The 24,231-nt window shown below is 51.6% G+C and carries 23 protein-coding genes; 10 read left to right on the plus strand and 13 right to left on the minus strand.

The window, feature by feature from the left end:
- The first annotated feature begins 55 nt into the window (after positions 1-55).
- Positions 56-1,111, plus strand: a complete 1,056-nt coding sequence (locus HV229_RS18830; protein ID WP_094168793.1) for a PLP-dependent cysteine synthase family protein — start codon at positions 56-58, stop codon at positions 1,109-1,111.
- Between the two features lie 50 nt (positions 1,112-1,161).
- On the opposite strand, the gene cof is transcribed toward HV229_RS18830, so the two are convergent.
- On the minus strand, positions 1,162-1,980 hold the full coding sequence (gene cof / locus HV229_RS18835) for an HMP-PP phosphatase (protein WP_016152057.1): 819 nt from the start codon (positions 1,978-1,980) through the stop codon (positions 1,162-1,164).
- Positions 1,981-2,196: 216 nt separating this feature from the next.
- Here cof and HV229_RS18840 point away from each other — a divergent pair, with 216 nt between their 5' ends.
- On the plus strand, positions 2,197-3,897 hold the full coding sequence (locus HV229_RS18840; RefSeq protein WP_181546141.1) for an SgrR family transcriptional regulator: 1,701 nt from the start codon (positions 2,197-2,199) through the stop codon (positions 3,895-3,897).
- A 64-nt stretch (positions 3,898-3,961) separates the two neighbouring features.
- Entirely contained in the window at positions 3,962-4,657 is a 696-nt protein-coding gene (gene queC / locus HV229_RS18845) for a 7-cyano-7-deazaguanine synthase QueC (RefSeq protein ID WP_181546142.1), read from the plus strand.
- A gap of 106 nt (positions 4,658-4,763) precedes the next feature.
- On the opposite strand, the gene fadM is transcribed toward queC, so the two are convergent.
- From fadM to bolA, 9 genes are all read right to left on the minus strand, one after another.
- Complete coding sequence (gene fadM / locus HV229_RS18850; RefSeq protein WP_016152055.1) at positions 4,764-5,162, minus strand: long-chain acyl-CoA thioesterase FadM; 399 nt, start codon at positions 5,160-5,162, stop codon at positions 4,764-4,766.
- A 105-nt stretch (positions 5,163-5,267) separates the two neighbouring features.
- Positions 5,268-5,642 carry a helix-hairpin-helix domain-containing protein gene (locus tag HV229_RS18855; RefSeq protein ID WP_016152054.1) on the minus strand — a complete coding sequence of 125 codons (375 nt, stop codon included), beginning with the start codon at positions 5,640-5,642 and terminating at the stop codon, positions 5,268-5,270.
- A 146-nt stretch (positions 5,643-5,788) separates the two neighbouring features.
- Complete coding sequence (ppiD, locus tag HV229_RS18860; RefSeq protein WP_016152053.1) at positions 5,789-7,663, minus strand: peptidylprolyl isomerase; 1,875 nt, start codon at positions 7,661-7,663, stop codon at positions 5,789-5,791.
- Between the two features lie 267 nt (positions 7,664-7,930).
- Positions 7,931-8,203, minus strand: coding sequence for a nucleoid-associated protein HU-beta (gene hupB / locus HV229_RS18865; RefSeq protein ID WP_003021629.1), 273 nt, complete (start codon positions 8,201-8,203; stop codon positions 7,931-7,933).
- 208 nt (positions 8,204-8,411) lie between these two features.
- On the minus strand, positions 8,412-10,766 hold the full coding sequence (gene lon, locus HV229_RS18870) for an endopeptidase La (RefSeq protein ID WP_016152052.1): 2,355 nt from the start codon (positions 10,764-10,766) through the stop codon (positions 8,412-8,414).
- 184 nt (positions 10,767-10,950) lie between these two features.
- Positions 10,951-12,225 carry an ATP-dependent protease ATP-binding subunit ClpX gene (gene clpX, locus HV229_RS18875; protein ID WP_003831013.1) on the minus strand — a complete coding sequence of 425 codons (1,275 nt, stop codon included), beginning with the start codon at positions 12,223-12,225 and terminating at the stop codon, positions 10,951-10,953.
- 126 nt (positions 12,226-12,351) lie between these two features.
- Positions 12,352-12,975, minus strand: a complete 624-nt coding sequence (gene clpP / locus HV229_RS18880; protein WP_003021624.1) for an ATP-dependent Clp endopeptidase proteolytic subunit ClpP — start codon at positions 12,973-12,975, stop codon at positions 12,352-12,354.
- Positions 12,976-13,222: 247 nt separating this feature from the next.
- Positions 13,223-14,521, minus strand: coding sequence for a trigger factor (tig, locus tag HV229_RS18885; RefSeq protein WP_003021622.1), 1,299 nt, complete (start codon positions 14,519-14,521; stop codon positions 13,223-13,225).
- Between the two features lie 344 nt (positions 14,522-14,865).
- Positions 14,866-15,183 (minus strand): transcriptional regulator BolA, encoded by a 318-nt coding sequence (gene bolA / locus HV229_RS18890; RefSeq protein WP_016152051.1) that lies wholly within the window; start codon positions 15,181-15,183, stop codon positions 14,866-14,868.
- 306 nt (positions 15,184-15,489) lie between these two features.
- Here bolA and HV229_RS18895 point away from each other — a divergent pair, with 306 nt between their 5' ends.
- The 7 genes from HV229_RS18895 (at position 15,490) to cyoE (ending at position 22,841) form a co-directional block, all read left to right on the plus strand.
- On the plus strand, positions 15,490-16,068 hold the full coding sequence (locus HV229_RS18895) for a lipoprotein (protein WP_016152050.1): 579 nt from the start codon (positions 15,490-15,492) through the stop codon (positions 16,066-16,068).
- A gap of 44 nt (positions 16,069-16,112) precedes the next feature.
- Entirely contained in the window at positions 16,113-17,588 is a 1,476-nt protein-coding gene (gene ampG, locus HV229_RS18900) for a muropeptide MFS transporter AmpG (RefSeq protein WP_115190891.1), read from the plus strand.
- Between the two features lie 459 nt (positions 17,589-18,047).
- Positions 18,048-18,995, plus strand: coding sequence for a cytochrome o ubiquinol oxidase subunit II (gene cyoA / locus HV229_RS18905; RefSeq protein WP_003847580.1), 948 nt, complete (start codon positions 18,048-18,050; stop codon positions 18,993-18,995).
- 19 nt (positions 18,996-19,014) lie between these two features.
- Positions 19,015-21,006, plus strand: a complete 1,992-nt coding sequence (gene cyoB, locus HV229_RS18910; protein WP_003831008.1) for a cytochrome o ubiquinol oxidase subunit I — start codon at positions 19,015-19,017, stop codon at positions 21,004-21,006.
- A complete protein-coding gene (locus HV229_RS18915; protein ID WP_003831007.1) occupies positions 20,996-21,610 on the plus strand; it encodes a cytochrome o ubiquinol oxidase subunit III in 615 nt (204 codons plus the stop codon). Before cyoB ends, HV229_RS18915 begins: the two co-directional genes overlap by 11 nt.
- On the plus strand, positions 21,610-21,939 hold the full coding sequence (locus tag HV229_RS18920) for a cytochrome o ubiquinol oxidase subunit IV (protein WP_003831006.1): 330 nt from the start codon (positions 21,610-21,612) through the stop codon (positions 21,937-21,939). The genes HV229_RS18915 and HV229_RS18920 overlap by 1 nt, the downstream gene beginning before the upstream one ends.
- Before the next feature lie 11 nt (positions 21,940-21,950).
- On the plus strand, positions 21,951-22,841 hold the full coding sequence (gene cyoE / locus HV229_RS18925) for a heme o synthase (RefSeq protein WP_003831005.1): 891 nt from the start codon (positions 21,951-21,953) through the stop codon (positions 22,839-22,841).
- A gap of 59 nt (positions 22,842-22,900) precedes the next feature.
- On the opposite strand, the gene HV229_RS18930 is transcribed toward cyoE, so the two are convergent.
- From HV229_RS18930 to tssD, 3 genes are read right to left on the minus strand one after another with little or no spacing between them, the layout of a single operon-like run.
- A complete protein-coding gene (locus HV229_RS18930; RefSeq protein WP_047357697.1) occupies positions 22,901-23,230 on the minus strand; it encodes a DUF1493 family protein in 330 nt (109 codons plus the stop codon).
- Positions 23,230-23,679, minus strand: coding sequence for an STM2901 family protein (locus tag HV229_RS18935; RefSeq protein WP_047357696.1), 450 nt, complete (start codon positions 23,677-23,679; stop codon positions 23,230-23,232). Before HV229_RS18935 ends, HV229_RS18930 begins: the two co-directional genes overlap by 1 nt.
- Positions 23,680-23,690: 11 nt before the next feature.
- A complete protein-coding gene (gene tssD, locus HV229_RS18940) occupies positions 23,691-24,173 on the minus strand; it encodes a type VI secretion system tube protein TssD (RefSeq protein WP_181546144.1) in 483 nt (160 codons plus the stop codon).
- Between the last annotated feature and the right edge of the window lie 58 nt (positions 24,174-24,231).

Here is a 24,231-nt window from a genome sequence, read left to right on the forward strand (position 1 = left end):
TTTTTTCCGTGCTTTTCGCTATTCTTGGCACAAAATGACAAATGGATATCTATTAATGATGAATAGCTCCTGGGTTAAAAACGCCATCAATGAAATCAACGCGGATTATCAGCGTTCTGCGGATACGCATCTCATTCGTCTGTCGCTACCGGCGTTCCCGGGCATTCAGATCTATTTAAAAGATGAGAGCACGCATCCCACCGGGAGCCTGAAGCATCGTCTGGCGCGTTCACTGTTTCTGTACGGATTGTGCAATGGCTGGATTAAAGAAGGCACCACCATCATTGAATCATCGTCCGGTTCAACGGCGGTCTCCGAGGCTTATTTCGCCCGACTGTTAGGACTGCCGTTTATTGCCGTCATGCCTTCCTGTACGGCGAAGCGTAAAATTGAACAGATTGAGTTTTACGGTGGTCGCTGTCATTTCGTGGAAAGCGCCTGTGAAATCTATGCGGCCTCTGAACAACTGGCGCGTGAGCTGAACGGTCATTACATGGACCAGTTCACTTATGCTGAGCGCGCTACCGACTGGCGTGGCAATAACAATATTGCTGACAGCATCTTCCGTCAGATGCAGTGCGAGCCCAACCCTGTCCCCCGCCATATTGTAATGAGCGCCGGAACCGGCGGCACCTCTGCAACCATTGGCCGCTATATTCGCTGTCAGGGCTACGATACTCGCCTGATGGTGGTGGATCCGGAAAACTCAGTCTTTCTGCCCTTCTGGCAGGATCGCGATGCAACGTTACGCAGCCCGGTAGGAAGCAAAATCGAAGGCATCGGCCGCCCACGTGTCGAACCCTCCTTCATTCCTGACGTAGTCGATGAAATGCTGCGCGTGCCGGATGCCGCAAGCGTGGCCACCGCACACTGGCTGGAAACGCAGTTGGGCCGCAAAGTCGGCGCTTCAACCGGCACCAACATGTGGGGAACGCTGCAACTTGCCGCCCGTATGCGCGATGCCGGAGAAAGCGGTTCACTGGTCACGCTGCTGTGCGACAGCGGCGAACGCTATCTTGAAACCTACTACAACCCGCAGTGGATCGACACGCACATCGGTGATTTAACGCCGTGGAAAGCGGAACTCACCCGGCTTCTGAACACCCATTAATGGGATAAAAAAAAGCCAGACGCGAAGTCTGGCTTGCTGGAAGGGATCTCTCATTCGGGGGAATAAGGTAGATGCGGATTGTCCAGCCAATGCGTCAAAAAGTGTGACACCGCCTGATTGCGGCAATGCCCAATCACCGACAAATGCGGCAGTTCAGCAATCAGTTGTGGCATCGCGTTACCCATAATCAGGCCGCGCCCAACGCTACCTAACATTTCGCGATCGTTCATGGCATCGCCAAACGCCATACATTCGGCCATTGAATAACCTAAGTGGTCGCTTAGTACCGCCAGCGCCGATCCTTTGTTACAGCCCACCGGCAGCACCTCAAGGCAATCAACCGCGGAAAAACAGAGATTTGCCTGTTCACCCAGCGCCTCATTCAGTTGAATGCGTAATTGGATCAGGGAGTCATGATCCCCACAGAAACAGACTTTCGTTACCTGATGAGCCGGGATACGTTTCACATCGACGATCTGGTAGCGAAATCCGCTATACACATGCGCCTGTAGCAGCGATGGGATCTCTTGTCCGGTGAACCAACCGTTGTCATTAAAGACATGCATGCTGGCTGTAGTATCCCACTTCTGATGTAACACGATATCCGCCACAGTCGGATCCAGATCCTGACGGTGCAATACATCGCCCTCAACAGAGTGAATGCGCGTGCCGTTACCCGTGATCAAAAAGGCGTCCAGTGAGATAGAACCCAAAATATGTCGCATCTCCAGCACATGGCGGCCGGTGGCAAATGTCAGGGTGATCTCGCGTTCACGCAGGCGCGCCAGCGTTGAAAGCGTTTCGTCACCTAAATGGTGATTCGGCATCAAAAGGGTGCCATCCATATCAAATGCAGCCAGACGAGCCATTTCTTTCTCCACACTGTGACGCGGTTAACTTGTGATTCAGTATCACCTGAGATATACGGAAGTAATAGTGAATAGATAAAATGAATTGTTCCGGGTTTATTACACAAAATCATTCAAGTTGCATCAGGCGGCAAGTGAGTGAACGTCCAGGAGCATGCAGTGGCTGGGATGAATTAACGCCGCCAACAAAGAGGCAGCTTGAAGGATGACGTGTATATGAGATTGTTGAATCGCCTGAATCAGTACCAACGCCTATGGCAGCCGTCGGCGGGAGAACCGCAGTCGGTGACCGTCGGGGAGCTGGCAGAACGCTGTTTTTGCAGCGAGCGCCACGTGCGTACCCTGCTGAAGCAAGCGCAGGATGCTGGCTGGCTGGAGTGGCACGCCCAGTCGGGGCGTGGGAAACGCGGGCAGCTGCGCTTTTTGGTGACGCCAGATTCGCTACGCAGCATTATGATGGAGCAAGCGCTGCAAAAGGGGGAGCAACTTAGCGTACTGGAGCTGGCTCAGTTGGCGCCGGGAGAATTAAGAACGCTGCTCCAGCCGTTTATGGGCGGTCAGTGGCAAAACGACACGCCAACCCTGCGCATCCCCTATTACCGCCAGCTCGACCCTTTGCACCCTGGATTTGTCCCTGGTCGCGCAGAACAACACCTCGCCGGACAAATATTCTCGGGCCTGACCCGGTTCGACAGTATTACGCAACGCCCCTGCGGAGATTTAGCCCACCACTGGAATATCTCCGCCGACGGCCAGCGCTGGGATTTCTATATTCGTTCCACCCTGTACTGGCATAACGGCGATGCGGTCAGCAGCACACAGCTACATCAACAGTTGCTGAAGCTGTTAGAGCTACCCGCTTTAAATAAGCTGTTTATCAGCGTAAAGCGCATTGAGGTGACGCATCCCCAGTGCCTAACCTTTATTTTGCATCGCCCCGACTTCTGGCTGGCGCATCGTCTGGCAAGCTACAGCAGTCACCTGGCACATCCCGAACTCCCGTTTGTTGGTACCGGTCCGTTTCGGTTGACGCTGTTTACCCCAGACCTGGTGCGCATCGAGAGTCACGATCACTACCACCTGAGTCATCCGCTACTAAAAGCCATTGAATACTGGATAACCCCGCAGCTTTTCTCCCAGGATTTGGGCACCAGTTGTCGCCATCCGGTTCAAATTGCAATTGGTAAACCCGAAGAGCTTCCCATGCTAAGCCAGGTAAGCAGCGGGATCAGCCTTGGTTTCTGCTATCTCACGCTCAGAAAAAGCGCGCGGCTGAATACGCAGCAGGCCCGTCGCCTGGTCAATATTATCCACCGCTCTTCCCTGCTACAAACGCTTGACGTGGATGAAAACCTGATCACGCCAAGCAATGCGCTGCTGCCGGGATGGACGATCCCCCAATGGGATGAACTGGACGACGTACCGCTACCGGAAAAACTTACGCTGGCCTATCACCTGCCGGTAGAATTGCACGCCATGGCTGAACAGCTTCGCCAGGCGCTGGCGCGACTCGGCTGTGAATTAACGCTTATTTTTCATAATGCTAAAAACTGGGATGGCGACCATCCTTTAGCCCAGGCCGACCTGATGATGGGAGACAGGCTGATTGGCGAAGCGCCTGAATATACCCTCGAACAGTGGCTGCGCTGCGATCAGCTCTGGTCACATGTATTGAGCTCACCGGCATATACTCATCTGCAAACCACCCTGGATGCCCTGCAAATCCAGGCCGATGAGGACGATCGTCATGCGGCTTTACAACACGTTTTCGCCTCGCTGATGCATGACGCGACCCTGACACCGCTGTTCAATTATCACTATCGTATTAGCGCTCCGCCGGGCGTGAACGGCGTACGCCTGAATCCTCGCGGCTGGTTTGAATTTACCGAAGCCTGGCTACCGCCCCCGTCGGCGTGAAGAAGCTGGTCGGCGACACGCCCAGGCGCTACCATAAGGGTTTCGTTATTTGTCAGGAAAAACCATGAAACGTGCCGTTGTTGTATTCAGTGGGGGTCAGGACTCCACAACCTGTCTGGCGCAAGCGCTGCATCAGTATGATGAAGTGCACTGCGTGACCTTTGATTATGGTCAGCGCCATCGCGCTGAGATTGATGTCGCACGTGACCTGGCCTTAAAACTTGGCACGCGTGCGCACAAGGTACTTGATGTAACGCTGCTCAGCGAACTGGCCGTCAGCAGCCTGACCCGCGATAACATTCCGGTACCCGATTACGAACCGGATGCGAACGGCATTCCCAATACCTTTGTGCCAGGACGCAATATTCTGTTTTTAACTCTGGCGGCGATTTACGCGTATCAGGTGCAGGCGGAGGCAGTCATTACCGGCGTTTGTGAAACGGATTTCTCTGGATATCCGGACTGCCGCGATGAGTTTGTCAAAGCCCTGAACCATGCCGTAAGCCTGGGAATGGCGAAAGATATCCGCTTTGAAACCCCGCTGATGTGGATCGATAAAGCCGAAACCTGGGCACTGGCCGATTACTGGGGCAAGCTGGACCTGGTACGCGAAGAAACGCTGACCTGCTATAACGGCATCAAAGGTGACGGTTGCGGTCACTGCGCGGCCTGTAATCTGCGCGCCAACGGTCTGAACCATTATCTGGCAGATAAACCGGCAGTGATGGCGGCAATGAAGCAGAAAACAGGACTAAAGTGATCGTTTTGCCGGATGGCGGTGCACGCACCTTATCCGGCTTTCGACATTCACCGTGGTCAATATCGCCGTAAGCCTGATAAGCGAAGCGCCGTCAGGCTTCCTTCCATCACTTCACCATCTGCTCCAGTTTTTCGCGCAACTCCCCTTCCAGCGGTAGCGCCTTTTGCGTTTTCAAATCAATACAGACGAAGGTAATCAACGCGTCTGCCACCACCTGTCCTTCCGGCTCCAGGGTGATAGTCTGGTTCAACACACCGCTTTTGCCATTTAGCTGTTGCACCTGACTGGTAATGGTCAGCAGGTCGCTCAGCACCGCAGGGCGGCGGTAGTTAATGTTAATATTCACGACCACAAAAGCGATGTTGTGTGCGGTCATCCACTGAAAGCTGTCACTGTTTTCCAGGCCATCCCAGCGGGCTTCTTCCAGAAACTCAAGATAGCGAGCATTGTTAACGTGCTGATAGACATCAAGATGAAAACCACGAACTTTGATTTGTGTTTGCATAGCGCAGGAGCCTTACGTTGTTTTTATAGGAACACACTTCAGGGTAAGAGGTCATAACTGGTATGACCTCTACAGTCTGGCAAACTTTCAGCACTCTGCAAGTTATTAAAGTGTTAAAACTGCCAGATTGCGCTCTACCAGCGAACTCCCCATGCCCGGTACCTGCTTTAAGTCCTCCACCGTTTTAAACGGCCCGTACTCCTCACGATAGCTGACAATCGCCTGCGCTTTCTTCAGACCCACGCCATTCATGACTCGCGCTAAATCCTCCGCAGAAGCGCTGTTGATGCTTACCCTGGTGCCTTCATCATCGCTCGCTTTAGCCGGTTGCGTGGCTTTGCTTTGTGCTACCCCCGTAGCATCCGCTTTGACTTGAGTCGCCTGGCTTTTGGCGACTGGCTCTGCAGCCAGTGCGCTTTGAGCCATACCGGCGCAGGTCAATGAAAGGGTAATAAGCAGGGCTTTGATTCCATGTTTCATACTGTTTTCTCCTTGTTTGTTAACAGTGGAATCACGATAGCGAGGTGCAGAACGGCAGACAAACGGCAAATATCAGAAATGGAAAAGGCCGCGAAAGCGGCCTTTGGTTGATACAATTTTTTGCAATTTTTTGCGAGTAGCCTCGGTTATTGCTGCTGTTCCAGCGCGTCACCGACTTTAATTTTTGCGGCTTTACGCAGGTTGCTCATCAGCGCTTCAAAGACAATCTGCGCATTGTTCTGGGTAATCCCCTGAACCATCGCTTTCTTCTGCTCTTCAGGCATAGAACCGGCTTTCACCTCGTCCAGCGCCAGCAGTACAACGTTACCCTGCATGTCGTTCGCCACGCCGTAGCTCGGTTTGTCTTTCGCCGGCAGGCTCAGGCCAAAGGCCGCCTGACTCAGCGGATCCTGACCCGTACGGCTCAGCGTTTTCGCCTCGCCAAAGCTCAGACCCGCCGCTTTCATGGCTTCATCGCCTTTACCAGCTTTCAGATCCGCCAGCAGTTTATCGGCATCAAGCTTCGCCTGCTGCTCTGCTTTATTGTGCTTAACAAGCGCAGTTACCTGATCTTTCACTTCAGCCAGTGGTTTAACGGCTTCAGCTTTGTGCTCTGCAATTCGCAATACAAACGCGCGATCGCCATCCACGGTGATGATGTCGGAGTTACTGCCAGGCGTACCGTTCTCACCAACCAAACCACCATTGAAAATGATGTCAGCGACCGGTTTGAAGTTCAGCTCTTCCGGCAGGCTGTCACGGCTAAACCAGCCCGTTTCAACCGCTTTCATACCCGCCGCCTGCTCCGCGCCCGCCAGGGATTCGTTATCGTTGCTGGCGGCATCGCTCACTTTCTGCTGCAGCGCATAGTAGGCATCCAGCGCTTTTTCCTGCTTCACTTTCGCCGCAATGTCGTCACGCGCTTCGCTCAGCGGTTTAACCTGCGCAGGCTGCACGTCGTCAAGACGCGCAACGAGGAAACCAACGGAAGACTTAATCACACCTGACAGCTGGCCTTTCTCTTTCAGACCGGCATTCTTCAGCTCATCCGGGGTGGTGGAATCTTCCAGCCATCCCATATCGCCGCCTTTACGGGCAGAGATGATGTCAGCAGATTTTTCTTTTGCCAGCGCAGCGAAATCACCGCCTTTGTTCAGCTCGTCCAGTACCGCTTTGGCTTCATCTTCCGTTTTGGTCTGAATGATGCTGTAGCGGTTACGCTGCGGCTGAGTGAACTGATCCTGATGCTGGTCATAATAAGCCTGAATATCAGCATCGCTGGCCGTCTCCTGCATAGCAGCAGCATCCAGCTTGATGTAGCTCACGCGGAACTGTTCCGGCGTCATAAAGTTGTTTTTATTCTGCTCGTAGTAGCTGGCAACTTCCTGCTCGGTAACAGACTGCTTCGCGGCCAGTGCGTTAACGTCAATTGTCGCCTCGCGAACGATACGCTGCTGTGCGACCAGCGCCGCCAGCTCGTCCGTTTCGCCTTTCAGCATGAAGTCCGTACCGGCAACGCCGTTAATCAGTTGCTGGGTAGTAAGCTGATTACGTAATGCCTGAGCGTACTGGTCTGCGGTCATTCCCATCTGATTAACAATCGCGTTGTAGCGATTGTTATCAAATTTACCGTCCACCTGGAACGCAGGCGTGGCGAAAATAGCCTGTTTAACCTGATCGTCGCTGATGTTGAGATTAAGCTCGCGGGAGTACTGATCCAGCAGCGCTTCGTCAATAAGACGATTCAGCACCTGCTGACGCAGCGTTTTCATGTAGCCTTCGTTCGCAGCCAGTTCGGAGTATTGATCGCCCAGCTGTTGCTGCATGCGGTTACGTTCGCTGTTGAACGCATTCTCGAACTGCCCGCGGCTAATCTCCTGGCCATTCACTTTGGCGGCGAAGTTATTGCCCCCGCCAATCAGGTAACCACTCACGCCGGTCAAAATGAACGACACGATAATGATACCGAAAATAATCTTGAGCACGAGACTGTTAGCAGCCGTGCGTAAGCTGTCCATCATGGTGTAACCACACTCCGCTGTAGATGACTATACGCGTTATCTCTCAAGCCGCCTGCGCGTTGTCACAACAGCGGCGGCAAGGATTTTGAGTATATATGCTTCACGCAGCATAGCGTTTCCTGAACGCTGCGTACAAAGGCCTATTGTGACAAGAAACAGGGGCAATTGTCAGCCCACAACGCGTAGAAAGTACCGGAATTACAAATAAAAAAGGCACATCAGTCGATGCGCCCTTGTACTTCGTCACATCCCCAAAGGGGAAATCACTTAGTTTACCGCGTCTTTCAGTGCTTTACCTGCACGGAAGCCCGGTACTTTAGCCGCGGCGATGGTGATCTCTTTACCTGTTTGCGGGTTGCGACCAGTACGGGCAGCACGCTCTTTAACGGCAAAAGTACCAAAACCTACCAGCGCTACGTCATCACCTTCTTTCAGAGATTCGGTAACAGAAGCAATAATTGCATCTAACGCACGTCCAGCCGCAGCTTTAGAGATATCAGCCCCTGCAGCAATTTTGTCGATCAGTTGAGATTTATTCACTCTTCTCTTCCTCTTTATAATTTATATCGCACCTGAATCCTTCAAAGTGCGAACGCGCAGCAGTTATATCAGGCCTGCCATGCCCTTACAACACCCGTTAATGATGGCAAGCCCAATCCGTCATCTAAATTAGCTATACAAAAAAAGGCTGGCAAGTCCGAAATGGCCTGCCAGCCCTGTTTTTATTAGTGCTCTTTGCGCGAGGTCACTATTTTGCGGTCACAACCTGCATTCCGGAGGGCTCATTTTGCAACGCGAGCGTCAGAACCTCCTCAATGCGTTTCACCGGATGGATGTCCAGATCGGCAATTACGTTGTCCGGAATCTCTTCCAGGTCACGTTTGTTTTCGTCTGGAATTAAGACCGTTTTAATACCACCACGGTGTGCTGCCAGCAGTTTTTCTTTCAAACCACCAATAGGCAGAACCTGGCCACGCAGGGTGATCTCGCCGGTCATCGCCACGTCGGCGCGAACCGGGTTACCGGTCAGACAAGAAACCAGCGCGGTACACATGGCAATACCCGCACTTGGACCGTCTTTCGGCGTCGCCCCTTCAGGTACGTGAACGTGGATGTCGCGTTTTTCGTAAAAGTCCGGATTAATGCCCAGTTTTTCCGCACGCGCGCGCACCACGGTCAGCGCAGCCTGAATGGATTCCTGCATGACTTCACCCAGAGAACCGGTGTAGGTCAGCTTACCTTTACCCGGTACGCAAGCGGTTTCGATGGTCAGCAGATCGCCGCCAACTTCCGTCCATGCCAGACCGGTTACCTGGCCAACGCGGTTTTCGTTGTCCGCGCGGCCATAGTCAAAGCGCTGTACGCCCAGGTAGTCGTGCAGGTTGTCGCCATTGATCTCAATATGTTTCAGCGACTTGTCGAGCAGCAGCTGTTTCACCGCTTTACGGCACAGTTTGGAAATTTCACGCTCCAGACTACGCACTCCAGCTTCACGGGTGTAATAACGAATAATGCCCACAATGGCGCTATCGTCGACCGTCAGCTCGCCTTTTTTCAGCGCGTTACGCTCAATCTGTTTCGGCAACAGGTGACGTTTAGCAATGTTCAGCTTCTCGTCTTCGGTATACCCGGACAGACGGATCACTTCCATACGATCCAGCAACGGTGCGGGAATATTCATGGAGTTAGAGGTCGCAACGAACATCACGTCGCTGAGATCGTAGTCCACTTCCAGGTAATGATCGCTGAACGCCACGTTCTGCTCTGGATCCAGCACCTCAAGCAGTGCGGAAGCCGGATCGCCACGCATGTCGGAAGACATTTTGTCGATCTCATCAAGCAGGAACAGCGGGTTTTTAACGCCCACTTTAGCCATTTTCTGGATCAGTTTACCCGGCATCGAACCAATATAGGTCCGGCGGTGACCGCGAATTTCAGCTTCATCACGCACGCCACCCAGCGCCATACGGATGTATTTACGTCCGGTTGCTTTAGCGATGGACTGTCCCAGAGAAGTTTTACCTACCCCCGGCGGCCCAACCAGGCACAGGATCGGCCCCTTGATTTTATTCACACGGCTTTGAACCGCGAGATACTCAAGAATACGGTCTTTGACACGTTCCAGACCGTAATGGTCGGTATCGAGGATTTCCTGAGCCTGACGCAGATCTTTTTTGACCTTGCTACGCGCATTCCATGGCACCTGAACCATCCAGTCGATGTAGCCACGGACTACGGTCGCTTCCGCTGACATCGGAGACATCATTTTCAGCTTCTGCAGTTCTGCTTCCGCTTTCTCTTTTGCCTCTTTCGGCATTTTCGCCGCGTCGATTTTACGCTTCAACGCTTCGTTTTCGTCCGGCGCATCGTCCATCTCGCCGAGCTCTTTCTGAATGGCTTTCATCTGCTCGTTCAGATAGTACTCACGCTGGGATTTTTCCATCTGCTTTTTCACGCGGTTGCGAATGCGTTTCTCAACCTGCAGCAGATCGATTTCAGATTCCATCATCGCCATCAGATATTCCAGACGTTCGTTAACGTCGGACATCTCCAGTACGGACTGCTTGTCAGCAAGCTTCAGCGGCATGTGCGCAGCGATGGTGTCCGCCAGACGTGCAGGATCGTCAATGCTGTTCAGCGACGTCAGCACTTCGGGCGGGATTTTCTTGTTCAGCTTGATATAGCCTTCGAACTGGCTGATAGCGGTACGCACCAGCACTTCCTGTTCGCGCTCATCAATAGCAGGCGAGTCAAGGTACTCCGCTTTCGCAGAGAAGTGCTCACCGTTGTCAGACAGCGCTGAAATACGCGCGCGCTGTAACCCCTCGACCAGCACTTTTACGGTGCCGTCAGGCAGTTTCAGCATCTGCAAAATAGAGGCCACGGTCCCGACGGTGAAAAGATCGTTTACACCCGGCTCATCCGTTGACGCTTCTTTCTGGGCAACCAGCATGATTTTTTTATCATGGTCCATAGCCGCTTCCAGACAACGGATAGATTTTTCCCGCCCTACAAATAAGGGTATGACCATGTGCGGATAAACCACCACATCGCGCAACGGCAATACGGGGATTTCAATGCGTTCAGAACGCTCAGGATTCATAGAGCTCTCTCTTAGTTTAGTTTCCGCCAGGTAATCAGGTGGTACGACTGTGCTCCACACCACCTTTAACATGTATGTCAGTATATGGGGATGTTTCCCACACATTCAACGCCATGTTTACGGAAAAATAAAAGGGGAGATAAAATCCCCCCTTATTAATTAAATGTCTGTATGAATTGATGAATTATTCGCCAGATGCCTGCTGCGCTTCCGGCTTACCGTAAATCAGCAATGGCTTGCTCTGGCCGCCAATCACCGACTCATCGATCACCACTTTTTCGACGTCTTCCATAGAAGGCAGATCGTACATGGTGTCAAGCAGCGCGGCTTCGACGATAGAACGCAGACCACGAGCACCGGTTTTACGTGCCATCGCTTTCTTGGCGATCGCATCCAGCGCTTCCTCACGGAATTCCAGATCGACACCTTCAAGATTGAACAGCGCCTGGTACTGCTTGGTCAGGGCGTTTTTCGGCTCTTTCAGGATCTGGATCAGCGCTTCTTCGCTCAGTTCGCTCAGCGTCGCTACAACCGGCAGACGCCCGATGAACTCAGGGATCAGACCAAATTTGATCAGATCTTCCGGCTCCACCTGCGACAGCAGTTCACCTTCACTGGCTTTATCAGACTGCGCTTTTACCGTTGCGCCAAAACCAATGCCGGAGCCCGTTTCAACACGGTTAGCAATGACTTTATCCAGACCGGCAAAGGCACCGCCACAGATAAACAGGATCTTGGAGGTATCAACCTGCAGGAATTCCTGCTGAGGATGTTTACGCCCCCCCTGCGGTGGAACGGCAGCAACCGTACCTTCGATCAGTTTCAACAGCGCCTGCTGTACGCCTTCGCCGGAAACGTCACGGGTAATGGACGGGTTGTCAGACTTACGAGAAATCTTGTCGATTTCATCGATATAGACGATCCCGCGCTGTGCTTTCTGCACGTCGTAATCGCACTTCTGCAGCAGTTTCTGAATAATATTTTCAACATCTTCACCCACATAACCGGCTTCGGTCAGCGTGGTGGCATCGGCCATAGTGAACGGAACGTCCAGCAGGCGTGCCAGCGTTTCAGCCAGCAGCGTTTTACCGGAACCCGTCGGGCCAATCAGCAGGATGTTACTTTTGCCCAACTCGACACCATTGCTGGTGTCGCCGTTGCGCAGACGTTTGTAATGGTTGTATACCGCGACCGCCAGCACTTTCTTCGCCTGCTCCTGACCGATAACGTAATCGTCCAGGTGGTTGCGAATTTCATGTGGCGTCGGCAGCGCACTGCGTTCACGGTGCGGTGCTACTTCCTTAATCTCTTCGCGAATGATGTCGTTACATAAATCAACACATTCGTCGCAGATATACACGGATGGTCCGGCAATCAGCTTACGCACTTCATGCTGGCTTTTGCCGCAAAAAGAGCAGTACAACAATTTGCCCGAGCCATCTTTGCGTTTATCTGTCATGGGTCAAAACCTCTTCTTTGTTCTTTGTGCCGCACACGACGACGCAAATGCCATTCTCAGGCGCAAGACGCTAGTCAGCGTTGTGCCGCTCCAGGTAATTATAGCGGTACACCTGCGCGCTGGGCATTAATTACGATGGGTCAAAATCGAGTCGACCAGACCGTACTCTACCGCTTCAGAAGCGGAGAGGAAGCGATCGCGCTCGGTATCACGTTCAATCTGCTCAAGAGATTGACCCGTATGATGCGCCATAAGTTCGTTCATGCGCCCTTTTACCTTCAGGATTTCACGGGCATGAATTTCAATATCCGTTGCCTGGCCCTGGTAACCGCCCAGAGGCTGGTGGATCATGACGCGAGAGTTAGGCAGGCAAAAACGTTTACCTTTCGCCCCGGCAGTCAGCAGGAACGCGCCCATTGAGGCCGCCTGGCCCATACAAATGGTGCTGACGTCCGGCTTAATAAACTGCATGGTGTCATAGATAGACATCCCGGCAGTGATCACTCCACCAGGGGAGTTGATGTACAGATAGATATCTTTTTCTGGGTTTTCTGCTTCCAGGAACAGCATCTGCGCAACGATCAGGTTAGCCATATGGTCTTCGACCTGGCCGGTCAGAAAAATGACGCGTTCCTTAAGTAGACGAGAATAGATATCAAAAGAGCGCTCACCACGTGAGGTCTGTTCAATGACCATCGGCACCAGCGCCATATGGGGTGCAAAGTTATCTCGTTCGCCGCTGTATGACATTTCCGTCTCCTGGATAAAATTTGAAAAAACCTGCTGTGCTGATTGTAACCTTATGGACGGATTATCAGCTAGTCCCTCAGTAATGGGTACGACATCGCCATAATTCAAGCATAACAATCTTTTGTTGTAACGCTAACACTGAAACGCTGTTTTCGCACTCTTCCCATGCAAAATCCGTGACAAAAAAAAACCCGCCACCAAAAGGTGACGGGCTTGCGTACGAAATTCGTGCTAAATAAGCGACGAATTACGCCTGCTGGTTCATCAGCTCGTTGAAGGAAGTGGCTTTTTCAGTCACTTTCGCTTTCGCCAGAACAGCTTCAACAGCCTGCTCTTCCAGAGCGACGTTACGCATGTTGTCCATCAGCTCTTTATTTTTGCTGTAGAACTCAACAACTTCTTTCGGATCTTCGTAAGCAGAAGCCATCTCTTCGATCAGGCCTTTAACGCGATCTTCGTCAGCTTTCAGCTCGTTGGTACGAATCACTTCGCCCAGCAGCAGACCTACAACTACGCGACGCTTAGCCTGTTCTTCGAACAGTTCACGCGGCAGTTCCAGAGCTTGTTTTTCGTTGCCGCCAAAACGCTGTGCAGCCTGACGACGCAGAACGTCGATTTCGCTGTCGATCAGAGCAGCCGGAACGTCGATGTCGTTAGCTTTTACCAGACCTTCGATCGCCTGAGACTTAACGCGGTTACGCACAGCGCCTTTCAGCTCGCGTTCCATGTTTTTACGTACTTCAGCGCGCAGACCCGCTACGGAACCATCTTCAACGCCGAAACGTTTGATGAATTCTTCAGTCAGTTCCGGCAGTTCGCGCTCTTCAACTTTCTTCAAGTTGATAACGAACTTAGCGGCTTTACCTTTCAGGTTTTCAGCGTGGTACTCTTCCGGGAAGGTCACATCGATAGTGAACTCTTCGCCAGCTTTGTGGCCTTTAACGCCTTCTTCAAAGCCTGGGATCATACGACCCTGGCCCATCGCCAGTACGAAGTCAGACGCTTTGCCGCCTTCGAACTCTTCGCCGTCTACAGAGCCGGTGAAGTCGATGGTTACACGGTCTTCTGCATCAGCAGCGCCGTCTTTGTCTTTCCAGGTAGCCTGCTGCTTACGCAGGGTGTCCAGCATCACGTCAACGTCAGCGTCGGTGACTTCAACAACCGGTTTTTCAACTTCGATTGCTTCCAGGCCAGTCAGCTCAACTTCCGGGTAAACTTCGAACTCTACCGCGTAAGTAAAATCTTCACCCAGTTTGTATTCGCCCGGAACGTAGTTCGGTGCGCCAGCCGGATTGATTTTTTCTTTGATGATCGCGTCAACGAAGTTGCGGCTCATCAGGTCGCCCAGAACGTCCTGGCGAACAGACGCGCCATAACGCTGAGCAACAACATTCATCGGTACTTTTCCTTTGCGGAAACCGTCAATACGCACTTTCTTCGCTACGTTGACCAGCTCGCTTTTCACAGCGGTCTCGATGCTGTCAGCAGCGATAGTAATCGTTACACGGCGGCCAAGGCCTTGAGTGGTTTCAACTGAAACTTGCATCTTGTTACCTCAAAAAATCACAGTGCTCGGTCAACTCTTCTCCGCAAGCACAGGTTGTTGGCTTCGCGGAACTGGGATGTTCTCATAAGCAATCACATTCCCTGTCGTCAGAATCATCCCGAAGACATTCCGAAAAATAAGACGCGCATTATAGCGGCATCACTTTTATGAGTCGAGAACGGTTATCGCGCGTTGCTGCGGCTTTTTTCACAATTCCCGGCTAATTTTTGTCTGAATACTGTACGACTGCCCCAGAATTCAGACAAAACAAAACGGCCCGCAGGCCGTTTTCACATAATCTGTAGCAACATACTGGAAAAGCGTCGGTTGTTGCAAATCCGTTTTTACGCGATGCTTCCCGCCCCACGACACGGAGGCGATGCAAAAATCGTATCCTGCAACGCTTCCCACTCCTTAATGGTGTAGGTATGCAGGGCAAGTGCATGAACGGTTGTGGAAAGCTCCACCGTTAAGGTGCTGTAAATCATCCGATGACGATTCAGAAAACGCTCACCTGTAAAGCGATCGCTAACCAGCACAACCTTAAAGTGGCTTTCAGAACCTGCCGGGACATTGTGACGATAGCTTTCATCCACAACTTCGAGGAACACGGGTTGGAACGCTGCCCTTAATTTTTCTTCTATTTGCTCACGAATCATCATGAAGTTTTTCCTCCGACAACGCTGAGATGTCACCCATCCCTTTAAATACTAGCCGCTTTTACCGCTTTCATTACACCTTAGCAACAAAAAATTAGCGTTTGTCTGATTTTCTCAGCCAAATGGATGAAGTTCACTAAATCCTCACTTCGATTTATTGCAAAAAGTCCGTTTATGGTCTCCACAAAGACATAAAACTGACAACACAATGAATTTACATGCGTTACCCACTTCCCCTCATCGTTGGCGATGTTATGATGGCGGGAATTTTCTCCAACCATACAATTTAGATTCGCTGAGAGCCCTGGCATGTTTAAAAAAATCCTCGTCCCGTTTGTCGCGCTGTTTATGTTAGCTGGATGCGCAACGCCGCCGACCACTATTGAAGTTTCCCCGAAAATTACCCTGCCACAGCAGGACCCGAGCCTGATGGGTGTGACCGTTAGCATCAACGGTGCCGACCAGCGTCAGGATCAGGCGCTGGCAAAAGTTACCCGTGACAACCAGCTTGTTACCCTGACCGCGTCCCGCGATCTGCGCTTCCTGCTGCAAGAAGTACTGGAAAAACAGATGACCGCACGCGGTTATATGATTGGGCCAAACGGTGCTGTTAACCTGCAAATCATTGTTAGCCAGCTGTATGCAGACGTGTCCCAGGGTAGCGTGCGCTATAACATCGCCACCAAAGCAGACATCGCCATCATTGCGACTGCTGCTAACGGCAACAAGATGACCAAAAACTACCGCGCAAGCTATTCTGTTGAAGGCGCACTGCAGGCCTCTAACAAAAATATCGCTGACGCCGTTAACAGCGTGCTGACCGATACCATCGCTGATATGTCTCAGGACACCAGCGTTCACGATTTCATCAAGCAGAACGCTCGTTAATTTCTGCCCATATGGCCCGGCGTTCGTCGGGCCTATAGAAGCCCATGTCCAGTCATTACTTACGTATTTTTCAGCAACCACGTTCAGCTATCCTGCTCATACTGGGATTCGCCTCCGGTTTACCACTCGCACTGACCTCGGGTACGCTTCAGGCATGGATGACAGTCGAGAATATCGATCTTAAAACCATCGGTTTCTTTTCTCTGGTCGGTCAGGCCTACGTGTTTAAGTTCCTCTGGTCTCCGCTAATGGACCGCTACACGCCGCCGTTTTTAGGTCGACGCCGTGGTTGGTTGCTGGCAACTCAGGTGCTGTTACTGATTTCTATCGCCGCGATGGGCTTTCTGGAGCCTGGCACGCAGCTACGCTGGATGGCCGCGCTTGCGGTGGTGATCGCGTTTTGCTCGGCATCGCAGGATATCGTCTTTGACGCATGGAAAACCGACGTGCTACCCGCCGAAGAACGCGGCACCGGCGCGGCTATCAGCGTGCTGGGCTATCGTTTAGGGATGCTGGTTTCCGGTGGGCTGGCTCTGTGGATGGCCGACCGCTGGCTGGGCTGGCAAGGAATGTACTGGCTGATGGCGGCGCTGCTGATACCTTGCATCATCGCTACCCTGCTAGCGCCCGAACCGACTGATGCCATTCCGGTGCCCAAAACGCTGGAGCAAGCGGTTGTGGCCCCGCTGCGCGACTTCTTTGGTCGTAACAACGCCTGGCTAATTCTGCTGCTTATCGTTCTGTATAAGCTCGGGGATGCCTTTGCCATGAGCCTGACTACAACCTTTTTAATCCGCGGCGTCGGATTTGATGCGGGTGAAGTTGGCGTGGTGAATAAAACGCTCGGACTGCTGGCAACCATCGTTGGCGCGCTGTACGGCGGGATCCTGATGCAACGCCTTTCGCTGTTTCGCGCATTGCTGATTTTCGGCATCCTGCAGGGGGCGTCGAATGCGGGCTACTGGTTATTGTCCATCACTGACAAACACATGTTCAGTATGGCCGCCGCCGTCTTCTTTGAAAACCTGTGTGGTGGCATGGGTACGGCAGCGTTTGTCGCCTTATTAATGACGCTGTGCAATAAGTCCTTCTCAGCGACCCAGTTCGCTCTGCTCTCCGCGCTTTCCGCCGTTGGTCGCGTTTACGTTGGCCCGGTAGCAGGTTGGTTTGTTGAAGCGCACGGGTGGCCAACGTTTTATTTGTTCTCTGTGTTTGCCGCTATCCCCGGCCTCATACTGCTGCTGGTTTGTCGTCAGACTCTGGAACATAGCTGGCAAAATGAGAGCTTCATTCCGCGCACGGAATTTCGTGGCGCGTACAGCCTGGCATTAATGACGTTGGTTGCGGGCTGCGGGCTGCTGGTGGTTTGGCTGCTGCTGTTAACCATGAACGCGCTGGATTACACCCACTTCTCCTTCCTGCCGGAACTGCTGGAAATCTCGGTGGTGGTCGCGGTCTGCGGGGTCGTTTTTGGTGGATTGCTGGATTATCTGGCACTGCGCAAAACCCGCCTGGCGTAAAAATCCACATTAATATCGCCGTTGCAATCACCCTGCGTAATTATAACGGCTAAATAAACAACAATTACTAAAAATATTATTTGTTATTTTGTGCGCCAAAGAATTTGGAAATTATTGACGCCTTTTATATATACTATTTCCCTTACTCGATTCAGCCACTACAGATTTATTTTTTGTTCTTAAATTGTCTTTTTATTGATAATCAATTGTTAAACAATTGTTTTATTTTCGTATTGGTTATACCAATTGCCCTCAGCACATCTCCCGCTTGCCCGCTTTCGTTATAACGTGATGTTGCAACAGGTTCTTAAAGTCAAAACGACATATATTGCAACATATGTGACATGCACGGCAGAACCCAGTAACACAGATCCAAGGATGTTTACAGTAATGTAACCTTCCCGTAAAATGCCCTCACACTTTAAACGCCACCCGGTCCCGTGGAATTGAGGTCGTTAAATGAGACTCAGGAAATACAATAAAAGTTTGGGATGGTTGTCATTAATTGCAGGCACTGCATTACTCAGTGGCTGTAATTCTGCGCTGCTTGACCCTAAAGGACAGATTGGACTGGAACAACGTTCTCTGATACTGACGGCATTTGGCCTGATGTTGATTGTCGTTATTCCTGCCATCTTGATGGCTGTTGGTTTCGCCTGGAAGTATCGTGCAAGCAATAAAGATGCGAAGTACAGCCCGAACTGGTCACACTCCAATAAAGTGGAAGCTGTGGTCTGGACGGTGCCGATCTTAATCATCATTTTCCTTGCAGTACTGACCTGGAAAACTACTCACGCTCTTGAGCCAAGCAAACCGCTGGCGCATGACGAGAAGCCCATTACCATTGAAGTGGTTTCCATGGACTGGAAATGGTTCTTCATCTATCCGGAACAAGGTATCGCTACCGTGAATGAAATCGCCTTCCCGGCGAATACTCCGGTTGAGTTCAAAGTGACGTCCAACTCCGTGATGAACTCCTTCTTTATCCCGCGTCTGGGTAGCCAGATTTATGCCATGGCCGGTATGCAGACTCGACTGCATCTGATCGCCAACGAAGTCGGTACTTATGATGGTATCTCCGCAAGCTATAGCGGACCAGGCTTCTCCGGTATGAAGTTCAAGGCTATCGCAACAAAGGACCGCGCCGAATTCGACCAATGGGTTGCTAAAGCTAAACAGTCCACGAACACCATGAGCGACATGGCTGCGTTCGAAAAAGTGGCTGTGCCAAGCGAATACAACCAGGTGGAATACTTCTCCAACGTGAAACCTGATTTGTTTAAAGACGTTATTAACAAATTTATGGCTCACGGTAAGAGCATGGACATGACCCAACCCGAAGGTGAGCACAGCGCACACGAAGGAATGGAAGGCATGGACATGAGCCACGCGGAATCCGCTCACTAAGGGGCCGAGGAAGAATACGATGTTCGGAAAATTGACGCTGGATGCAGTGCCGTTCCATGAACCAATTGTCATGGTTACGATCGCTGCCATTATCATCGGTGGTGCGGCCTTACTGGGCCTAATCACTTACTTCGGTAAGTGGACCTACCTGTGGAAAGAGTGGCTAACTTCGGTTGACCACAAACGCCTTGGCATCATGTATGTCATTGTCGCAATCGTCATGTTGATTCGTGGCTTTGCCGACGCCATCATGATGCGTAGTCAGCAAGCGCTGGCTTCTGCAGGTGAAGCGGGCTTCCTGCCACCTCACCACTACGACCAGATCTTCACGGCTCACGGCGTGATTATGATCTTCTTCGTGGCAATGCCATTTGTTATCGGTCTGATGAACCTGGTGGTTCCGCTGCAGATCGGCGCACGTGACGTTGCATTCCCGTTCCTGAACAACCTGAGCTTCTGGTTCACCGTTGTCGGCGTAATCCTGGTTAACCTGTCTCTGGGCGTGGGTGAATTCGCACAGACCGGTTGGCTGGCGTACCCGCCACTCTCGGGAATAGAGTACAGTCCAAGCGTCGGGGTCGATTATTGGATATGGGCAGTCCAGTTGTCCGGTATTGGTACAACCCTAACCGGGATCAACTTCTTTGTGACCATCATTAAGATGCGTGCGCCAGGAATGACCATGTTCAAGATGCCGGTATTTAGCTGGGCATCGCTGTGTGCGAACATCCTGATTATCGCGTCTTTCCCAATCCTGACGGTTACCGTCGCGTTGCTGACCCTGGATCGCTATCTGGGCACCCATTTCTTTACCAACGATATGGGCGGCAACATGATGATGTACATCAACCTGATTTGGGCCTGGGGCCATCCGGAAGTGTACATTCTGGTTCTGCCGGTCTTCGGTGTATTCTCCGAAATCGCTGCAACCTTCTCACGTAAACGTCTGTTTGGTTACACCTCACTGGTGTGGGCAACCGTGTGTATCACCGTGCTGTCGTTCGTTGTTTGGCTGCACCACTTCTTCACCATGGGTGCAGGCGCTAACGTAAACGCCTTCTTCGGTATTACCACCATGATTATCGCCATCCCGACCGGGGTGAAGATCTTCAACTGGCTGTTCACCATGTACCAGGGTCGTATCGTATTCCACTCAGCGATGCTGTGGACGATTGGCTTTATCGTTACCTTCTCAGTCGGCGGCATGACCGGCGTACTGCTGGCGGTTCCGGGTGCGGACTTCGTGCTGCACAACAGTCTGTTCCTGATTGCGCACTTCCATAACGTTATCATCGGCGGCGTCGTATTTGGATGCTTCGCAGGTATGACCTACTGGTGGCCAAAAGCGTTTGGCTTCACGCTGAACGAAACCTGGGGTAAACGCGCATTCTGGTTCTGGATCATCGGCTTCTTCGTGGCGTTTATGCCGCTGTATGTGCTGGGCTTTATGGGGATGACCCGTCGCCTCAGCCAGCAGATTGACCCGCAGTTCCATCCGATGCTGGTCGTTGCCGCCTGCGGTGCCGCGCTGATTGCATTGGGTATCCTGTGCCAGCTGATTCAGATCTTCGTTTCTATTCGCGACCGCGAGCAGAACCGCGACCTGACCGGTGACCCATGGGGTGGTCGTACGCTGGAGTGGGCAACCTCTTCCCCGCCTCCGTTCTACAACTTTGCCGTTGTGCCGCACGTTCACGAGCGTGATGCCTTCTGGGAAATGAAAGAAAAAGGTGAAGCGTACAAGCAGCCTGCGCACTATGAAGAAATTCATATGCCGAAAAACAGCGGTGCCGGTATCGTCATTACCGCCTTCGCAACACTGTTTGGTTTCGCCATGATCTGGCATATCTGGTGGCTGGCGATTGCAAGCTTCGCAGGCATGATCATCAGCTGGATTGTGAAAAGCTTTGATGAAGACGTGGATTACTACGTGCCGGTCCCGGAAGTCGAAAAACTGGAAAACCAGCATTTCGATGAGATTACTAAGGCAGGGCTGAAAAATGGCAACTGATACTTTAACGCACGCGACTGCCCACGCGCACGAACACGGGCACCACGATGCAGGCCAGACCAAGATCTTCGGATTCTGGGTCTACCTGATGAGCGACTGCATTCTGTTCTCTATTCTGTTTGCAACCTATGCCGTTCTGGTGAACGGCACAGCAGGTGGCCCAACAGGTAAGGACATTTTTGAACTGCCGTTCGTTCTGGTTGAAACATTCCTGCTGTTATTCAGCTCTATTACTTACGGCATGGCGGCGATCGCCATGTACAAGAACAACAAGAGCCAGGTTATCTCCTGGCTGGCGTTGACCTTCTTGTTCGGTGCCGGATTCATCGGGATGGAACTCTATGAATTCCATCACCTGATTGTTAACGGTATGGGTCCGGATCGCAGCGGCTTCCTGTCTGCGTTCTTCGCGCTGGTCGGCACGCACGGTCTGCACGTCACCTCCGGTCTTATCTGGATGGCGGTGCTGATGGTGCAAGTTGCTCGTCGCGGCCTGACCAGTACTAACCGTACCCGCATCATGTGCCTGAGCCTGTTCTGGCACTTCCTGGATGTGGTGTGGATCTGTGTGTTCACTGTTGTTTATCTGATGGGGGCGATGTAATGAGTCATTCTAACGAGAGCGGCGGCGCATCCCATGGCAGCGTAAAAACCTACATGACAGGTTTTATCCTGTCGATAATCCTGACGGTTATTCCGTTCTGGATGGTCATGACAGGTTCTGCCTCTCCTGCCGTCATTCTGGGAACTATTCTGGCAATGGCAGTGGTACAGATTCTGGTGCACCTGGTGTGCTTCCTGCACATGAATAGCAAATCTGATGAAGGTTGGAACATGACAGCCTTTGTCTTTACTGTGCTAATCATCGCCATCCTGGTTGTGGGCTCCATCTGGATTATGTGGAACCTTAACTACAACATGATGATGCACTAAGAGCGGCGATTATGATGTTTAAGCAATACCTGCAAGTAACAAAACCAGGCATCATCTTTGGCAACCTGATCTCGGTGATTGGGGGATTCCTGCTGGCCTCGAAAGGCAGCATTGATTATCCCCTGTTTATCTACACGTTGGTTGGGGTGTCACTGGTTGTGGCGTCGGGTTGTGTATTTAACAACTACATCGACAGGGATATCGACAGGAAGATGGAGAGGACCAAAAACCGTGTGCTGGTTAAAGGTCTGATTTCCCCTGCGGTCTCGCTGGTATACGCCACCCTGCTGGGTATTGCTGGCTTTATGCTGCTGTGGTTTGGCGCGAACCCTCTGGCCTGCTGGCTGGGGGTAATGGGCTTCGTGGTCTATGTGGGCGTCTATAGCCTGTACATGAAGCGCCATTCCGTTTATGGCACGCTGATTGGCTCACTCTCCGGCGCTGCGCCGCCGGTGATTGGCTACTGCGCCGTAACAGGTGAGTTCGATAGCGGTGCGCTGATTCTGCTGGCTATTTTCAGTCTGTGGCAGATGCCGCACTCTTACGCGATTGCGATTTTCCGCTTTAAGGATTATCAGGCAGCCAACATCCCGGTACTGCCGGTGGTGAAAGGTATTTCGGTCGCGAAGAACCATATCACGCTGTACATCGTGGCGTTTGCTATCGCCACGCTGATGCTAACCCTGGGCGGCTATGCTGGTTATAAATACCTGATTGTTGCTGCGGCGGTGAGCGTCTGGTGGTTGGGCATGGCGCTGCGCGGTTATAAAGTGGAAGATGACAGGGTCTGGGCGCGCAAGCTGTTCGGTTTCTCCATCATCGCCATTACCGCGCTTTCCGTGATGATGTCAGTTGACTTTATGGTGCCAAACTCGCAGAACCTGCTGACTTACGTCTGGTAACGATCTGCTGATACGAAAAGGGTGCCTCCGGCACCCTTTTTTATTGGCAGGGATGTTATTCAGTCATAAAGCCATTTCCCCGCTTCAGCCGACTCAGCAAACATCCTTACGGTTAGCGGTATGCGTGTTGCTTCCACTTCTTCCCGGTTAGCTTTGAACCATCTAGTGAATAGTGGCAGATTGTGCCATGGATAATAAGGTTTCCAGTTCACACATGATAAATCGACTTTGAACTCTTTCTCATATCGATCCAGAGCACTGTGAAGATCATCACCGGGGGCATCAAACAAATCTGAGTCGAGTTCTAAAGGAACCTCTTTCCAGTTTTCATCCAAATACCCAGGTATTTCTTCCCTGAAAAGCTTTAACACATCGTCTTGAATACTCATTAGAATGATGTCCACTGAATGCGATCTTTAGAGCGAGCAATTAAGTTGTATTTTATCTGAGTCTTTCTGGATACTTGCACAAGTGCATTTACAAGACCAATCCACCCAAGCCAGGGTACATAACGAGCAATCACAGCAGCGAGTTTGTTAGTGCTTTGTATCCTTAACCCCACCGGAGTGGGGACTTTAATACCAAATGGTACCCGCGCATCTTTCAGAAGCATTCTCCCGTATTTGGAAACAACACTTGTTCCTTCAATAGCCCCGGAAGGTTTTTGTCTCGTCTTCAACCAGGGTTGACCAGCCAGAATAGCGGCTCCCGATTCAATACCAATACCTAACTCATCACAAAACTGTTCCAGAAAGATGAGATCGAACAATTCGCCAGCGGACAGATTGCTGTGACCATGATACCAATAGGTTCCATTCGCCTCTTCAGTTGTGTCCATTCAATCCCCCATTATGCCGTCTGCCGGTCATTCCATGCGTCGGTATAGATAATGTTCCCGTCGCAATGCTTCCAGGTGATTTTTTCGTAGCGTAATTCTATGGTTTCAAGATGGTTATTATTCATGTCCTCTGGACCAGCCATCGAGGGAGAAACGGAGACAATCCGCCCCCCTTCCAGAAACATATTGAAGTATTCAACTTCCTGACCGGCATCATTGATTTTGTACCAACGAATCTCTGCGGACTTAAGATTCTGACCAGAAGCGACAGCTTTGTATAAATACGGGCTAGAGTAGTCAAACTCTTTGACGATCATCATCGGTGAATGTTGGCGTGTGCCTGTTGGCTTGCCTGTACCGTTATCAGTGGGAATAGACAAATTGTGATGAAAGCCTTTAAATTCAATACTGTATTCTCTTCCCTCTACATCACACCCGCCCTTAATCAGCGCACCACCATCGTCATAAATCCACATATTGCCCGGAATCGCCATTTTCCTTTTCCCTCTTTCCATTAGAAATAACCACAAAAAGACTACACCTGTAATTATC

The sequence above is a fragment of the Citrobacter sp. RHBSTW-00524 genome (genome assembly GCF_013747755.1).
GTDB lineage: Bacteria > Pseudomonadota > Gammaproteobacteria > Enterobacterales > Enterobacteriaceae > Citrobacter > Citrobacter braakii.

Bases quoted from the DNA above. Each gene is read 5' to 3' on its own strand.
- HV229_RS18830 (WP_094168793.1), top strand. From the start codon at position 56: ATGATGAATAGCTCCTGGGTTAAAAACGCCATCAATGAAATCAACGCG.
- cof (WP_016152057.1), bottom strand. From the start codon at position 1,980: ATGGCTCGTCTGGCTGCATTTGATATGGATGGCACCCTTTTGATGCCG.
- HV229_RS18840 (WP_181546141.1), top strand. From the start codon at position 2,197: ATGAGATTGTTGAATCGCCTGAATCAGTACCAACGCCTATGGCAGCCG.
- queC (WP_181546142.1), top strand. From the start codon at position 3,962: ATGAAACGTGCCGTTGTTGTATTCAGTGGGGGTCAGGACTCCACAACC.
- fadM (WP_016152055.1), bottom strand. From the start codon at position 5,162: ATGCAAACACAAATCAAAGTTCGTGGTTTTCATCTTGATGTCTATCAG.
- HV229_RS18855 (WP_016152054.1), bottom strand. From the start codon at position 5,642: ATGAAACATGGAATCAAAGCCCTGCTTATTACCCTTTCATTGACCTGC.
- ppiD (WP_016152053.1), bottom strand. From the start codon at position 7,663: ATGATGGACAGCTTACGCACGGCTGCTAACAGTCTCGTGCTCAAGATT.
- lon (WP_016152052.1), bottom strand. From the start codon at position 10,766: ATGAATCCTGAGCGTTCTGAACGCATTGAAATCCCCGTATTGCCGTTG.
- clpX (WP_003831013.1), bottom strand. From the start codon at position 12,225: ATGACAGATAAACGCAAAGATGGCTCGGGCAAATTGTTGTACTGCTCT.
- clpP (WP_003021624.1), bottom strand. From the start codon at position 12,975: ATGTCATACAGCGGCGAACGAGATAACTTTGCACCCCATATGGCGCTG.
- tig (WP_003021622.1), bottom strand. From the start codon at position 14,521: ATGCAAGTTTCAGTTGAAACCACTCAAGGCCTTGGCCGCCGTGTAACG.
- bolA (WP_016152051.1), bottom strand. From the start codon at position 15,183: ATGATGATTCGTGAGCAAATAGAAGAAAAATTAAGGGCAGCGTTCCAA.
- HV229_RS18895 (WP_016152050.1), top strand. From the start codon at position 15,490: ATGTTTAAAAAAATCCTCGTCCCGTTTGTCGCGCTGTTTATGTTAGCT.
- ampG (WP_115190891.1), top strand. From the start codon at position 16,113: ATGTCCAGTCATTACTTACGTATTTTTCAGCAACCACGTTCAGCTATC.
- cyoA (WP_003847580.1), top strand. From the start codon at position 18,048: ATGAGACTCAGGAAATACAATAAAAGTTTGGGATGGTTGTCATTAATT.
- cyoB (WP_003831008.1), top strand. From the start codon at position 19,015: ATGTTCGGAAAATTGACGCTGGATGCAGTGCCGTTCCATGAACCAATT.
- HV229_RS18915 (WP_003831007.1), top strand. From the start codon at position 20,996: ATGGCAACTGATACTTTAACGCACGCGACTGCCCACGCGCACGAACAC.
- HV229_RS18920 (WP_003831006.1), top strand. From the start codon at position 21,610: ATGAGTCATTCTAACGAGAGCGGCGGCGCATCCCATGGCAGCGTAAAA.
- cyoE (WP_003831005.1), top strand. From the start codon at position 21,951: ATGATGTTTAAGCAATACCTGCAAGTAACAAAACCAGGCATCATCTTT.
- HV229_RS18930 (WP_047357697.1), bottom strand. From the start codon at position 23,230: ATGAGTATTCAAGACGATGTGTTAAAGCTTTTCAGGGAAGAAATACCT.
- HV229_RS18935 (WP_047357696.1), bottom strand. From the start codon at position 23,679: ATGGACACAACTGAAGAGGCGAATGGAACCTATTGGTATCATGGTCAC.
- tssD (WP_181546144.1), bottom strand. From the start codon at position 24,173: ATGGCGATTCCGGGCAATATGTGGATTTATGACGATGGTGGTGCGCTG.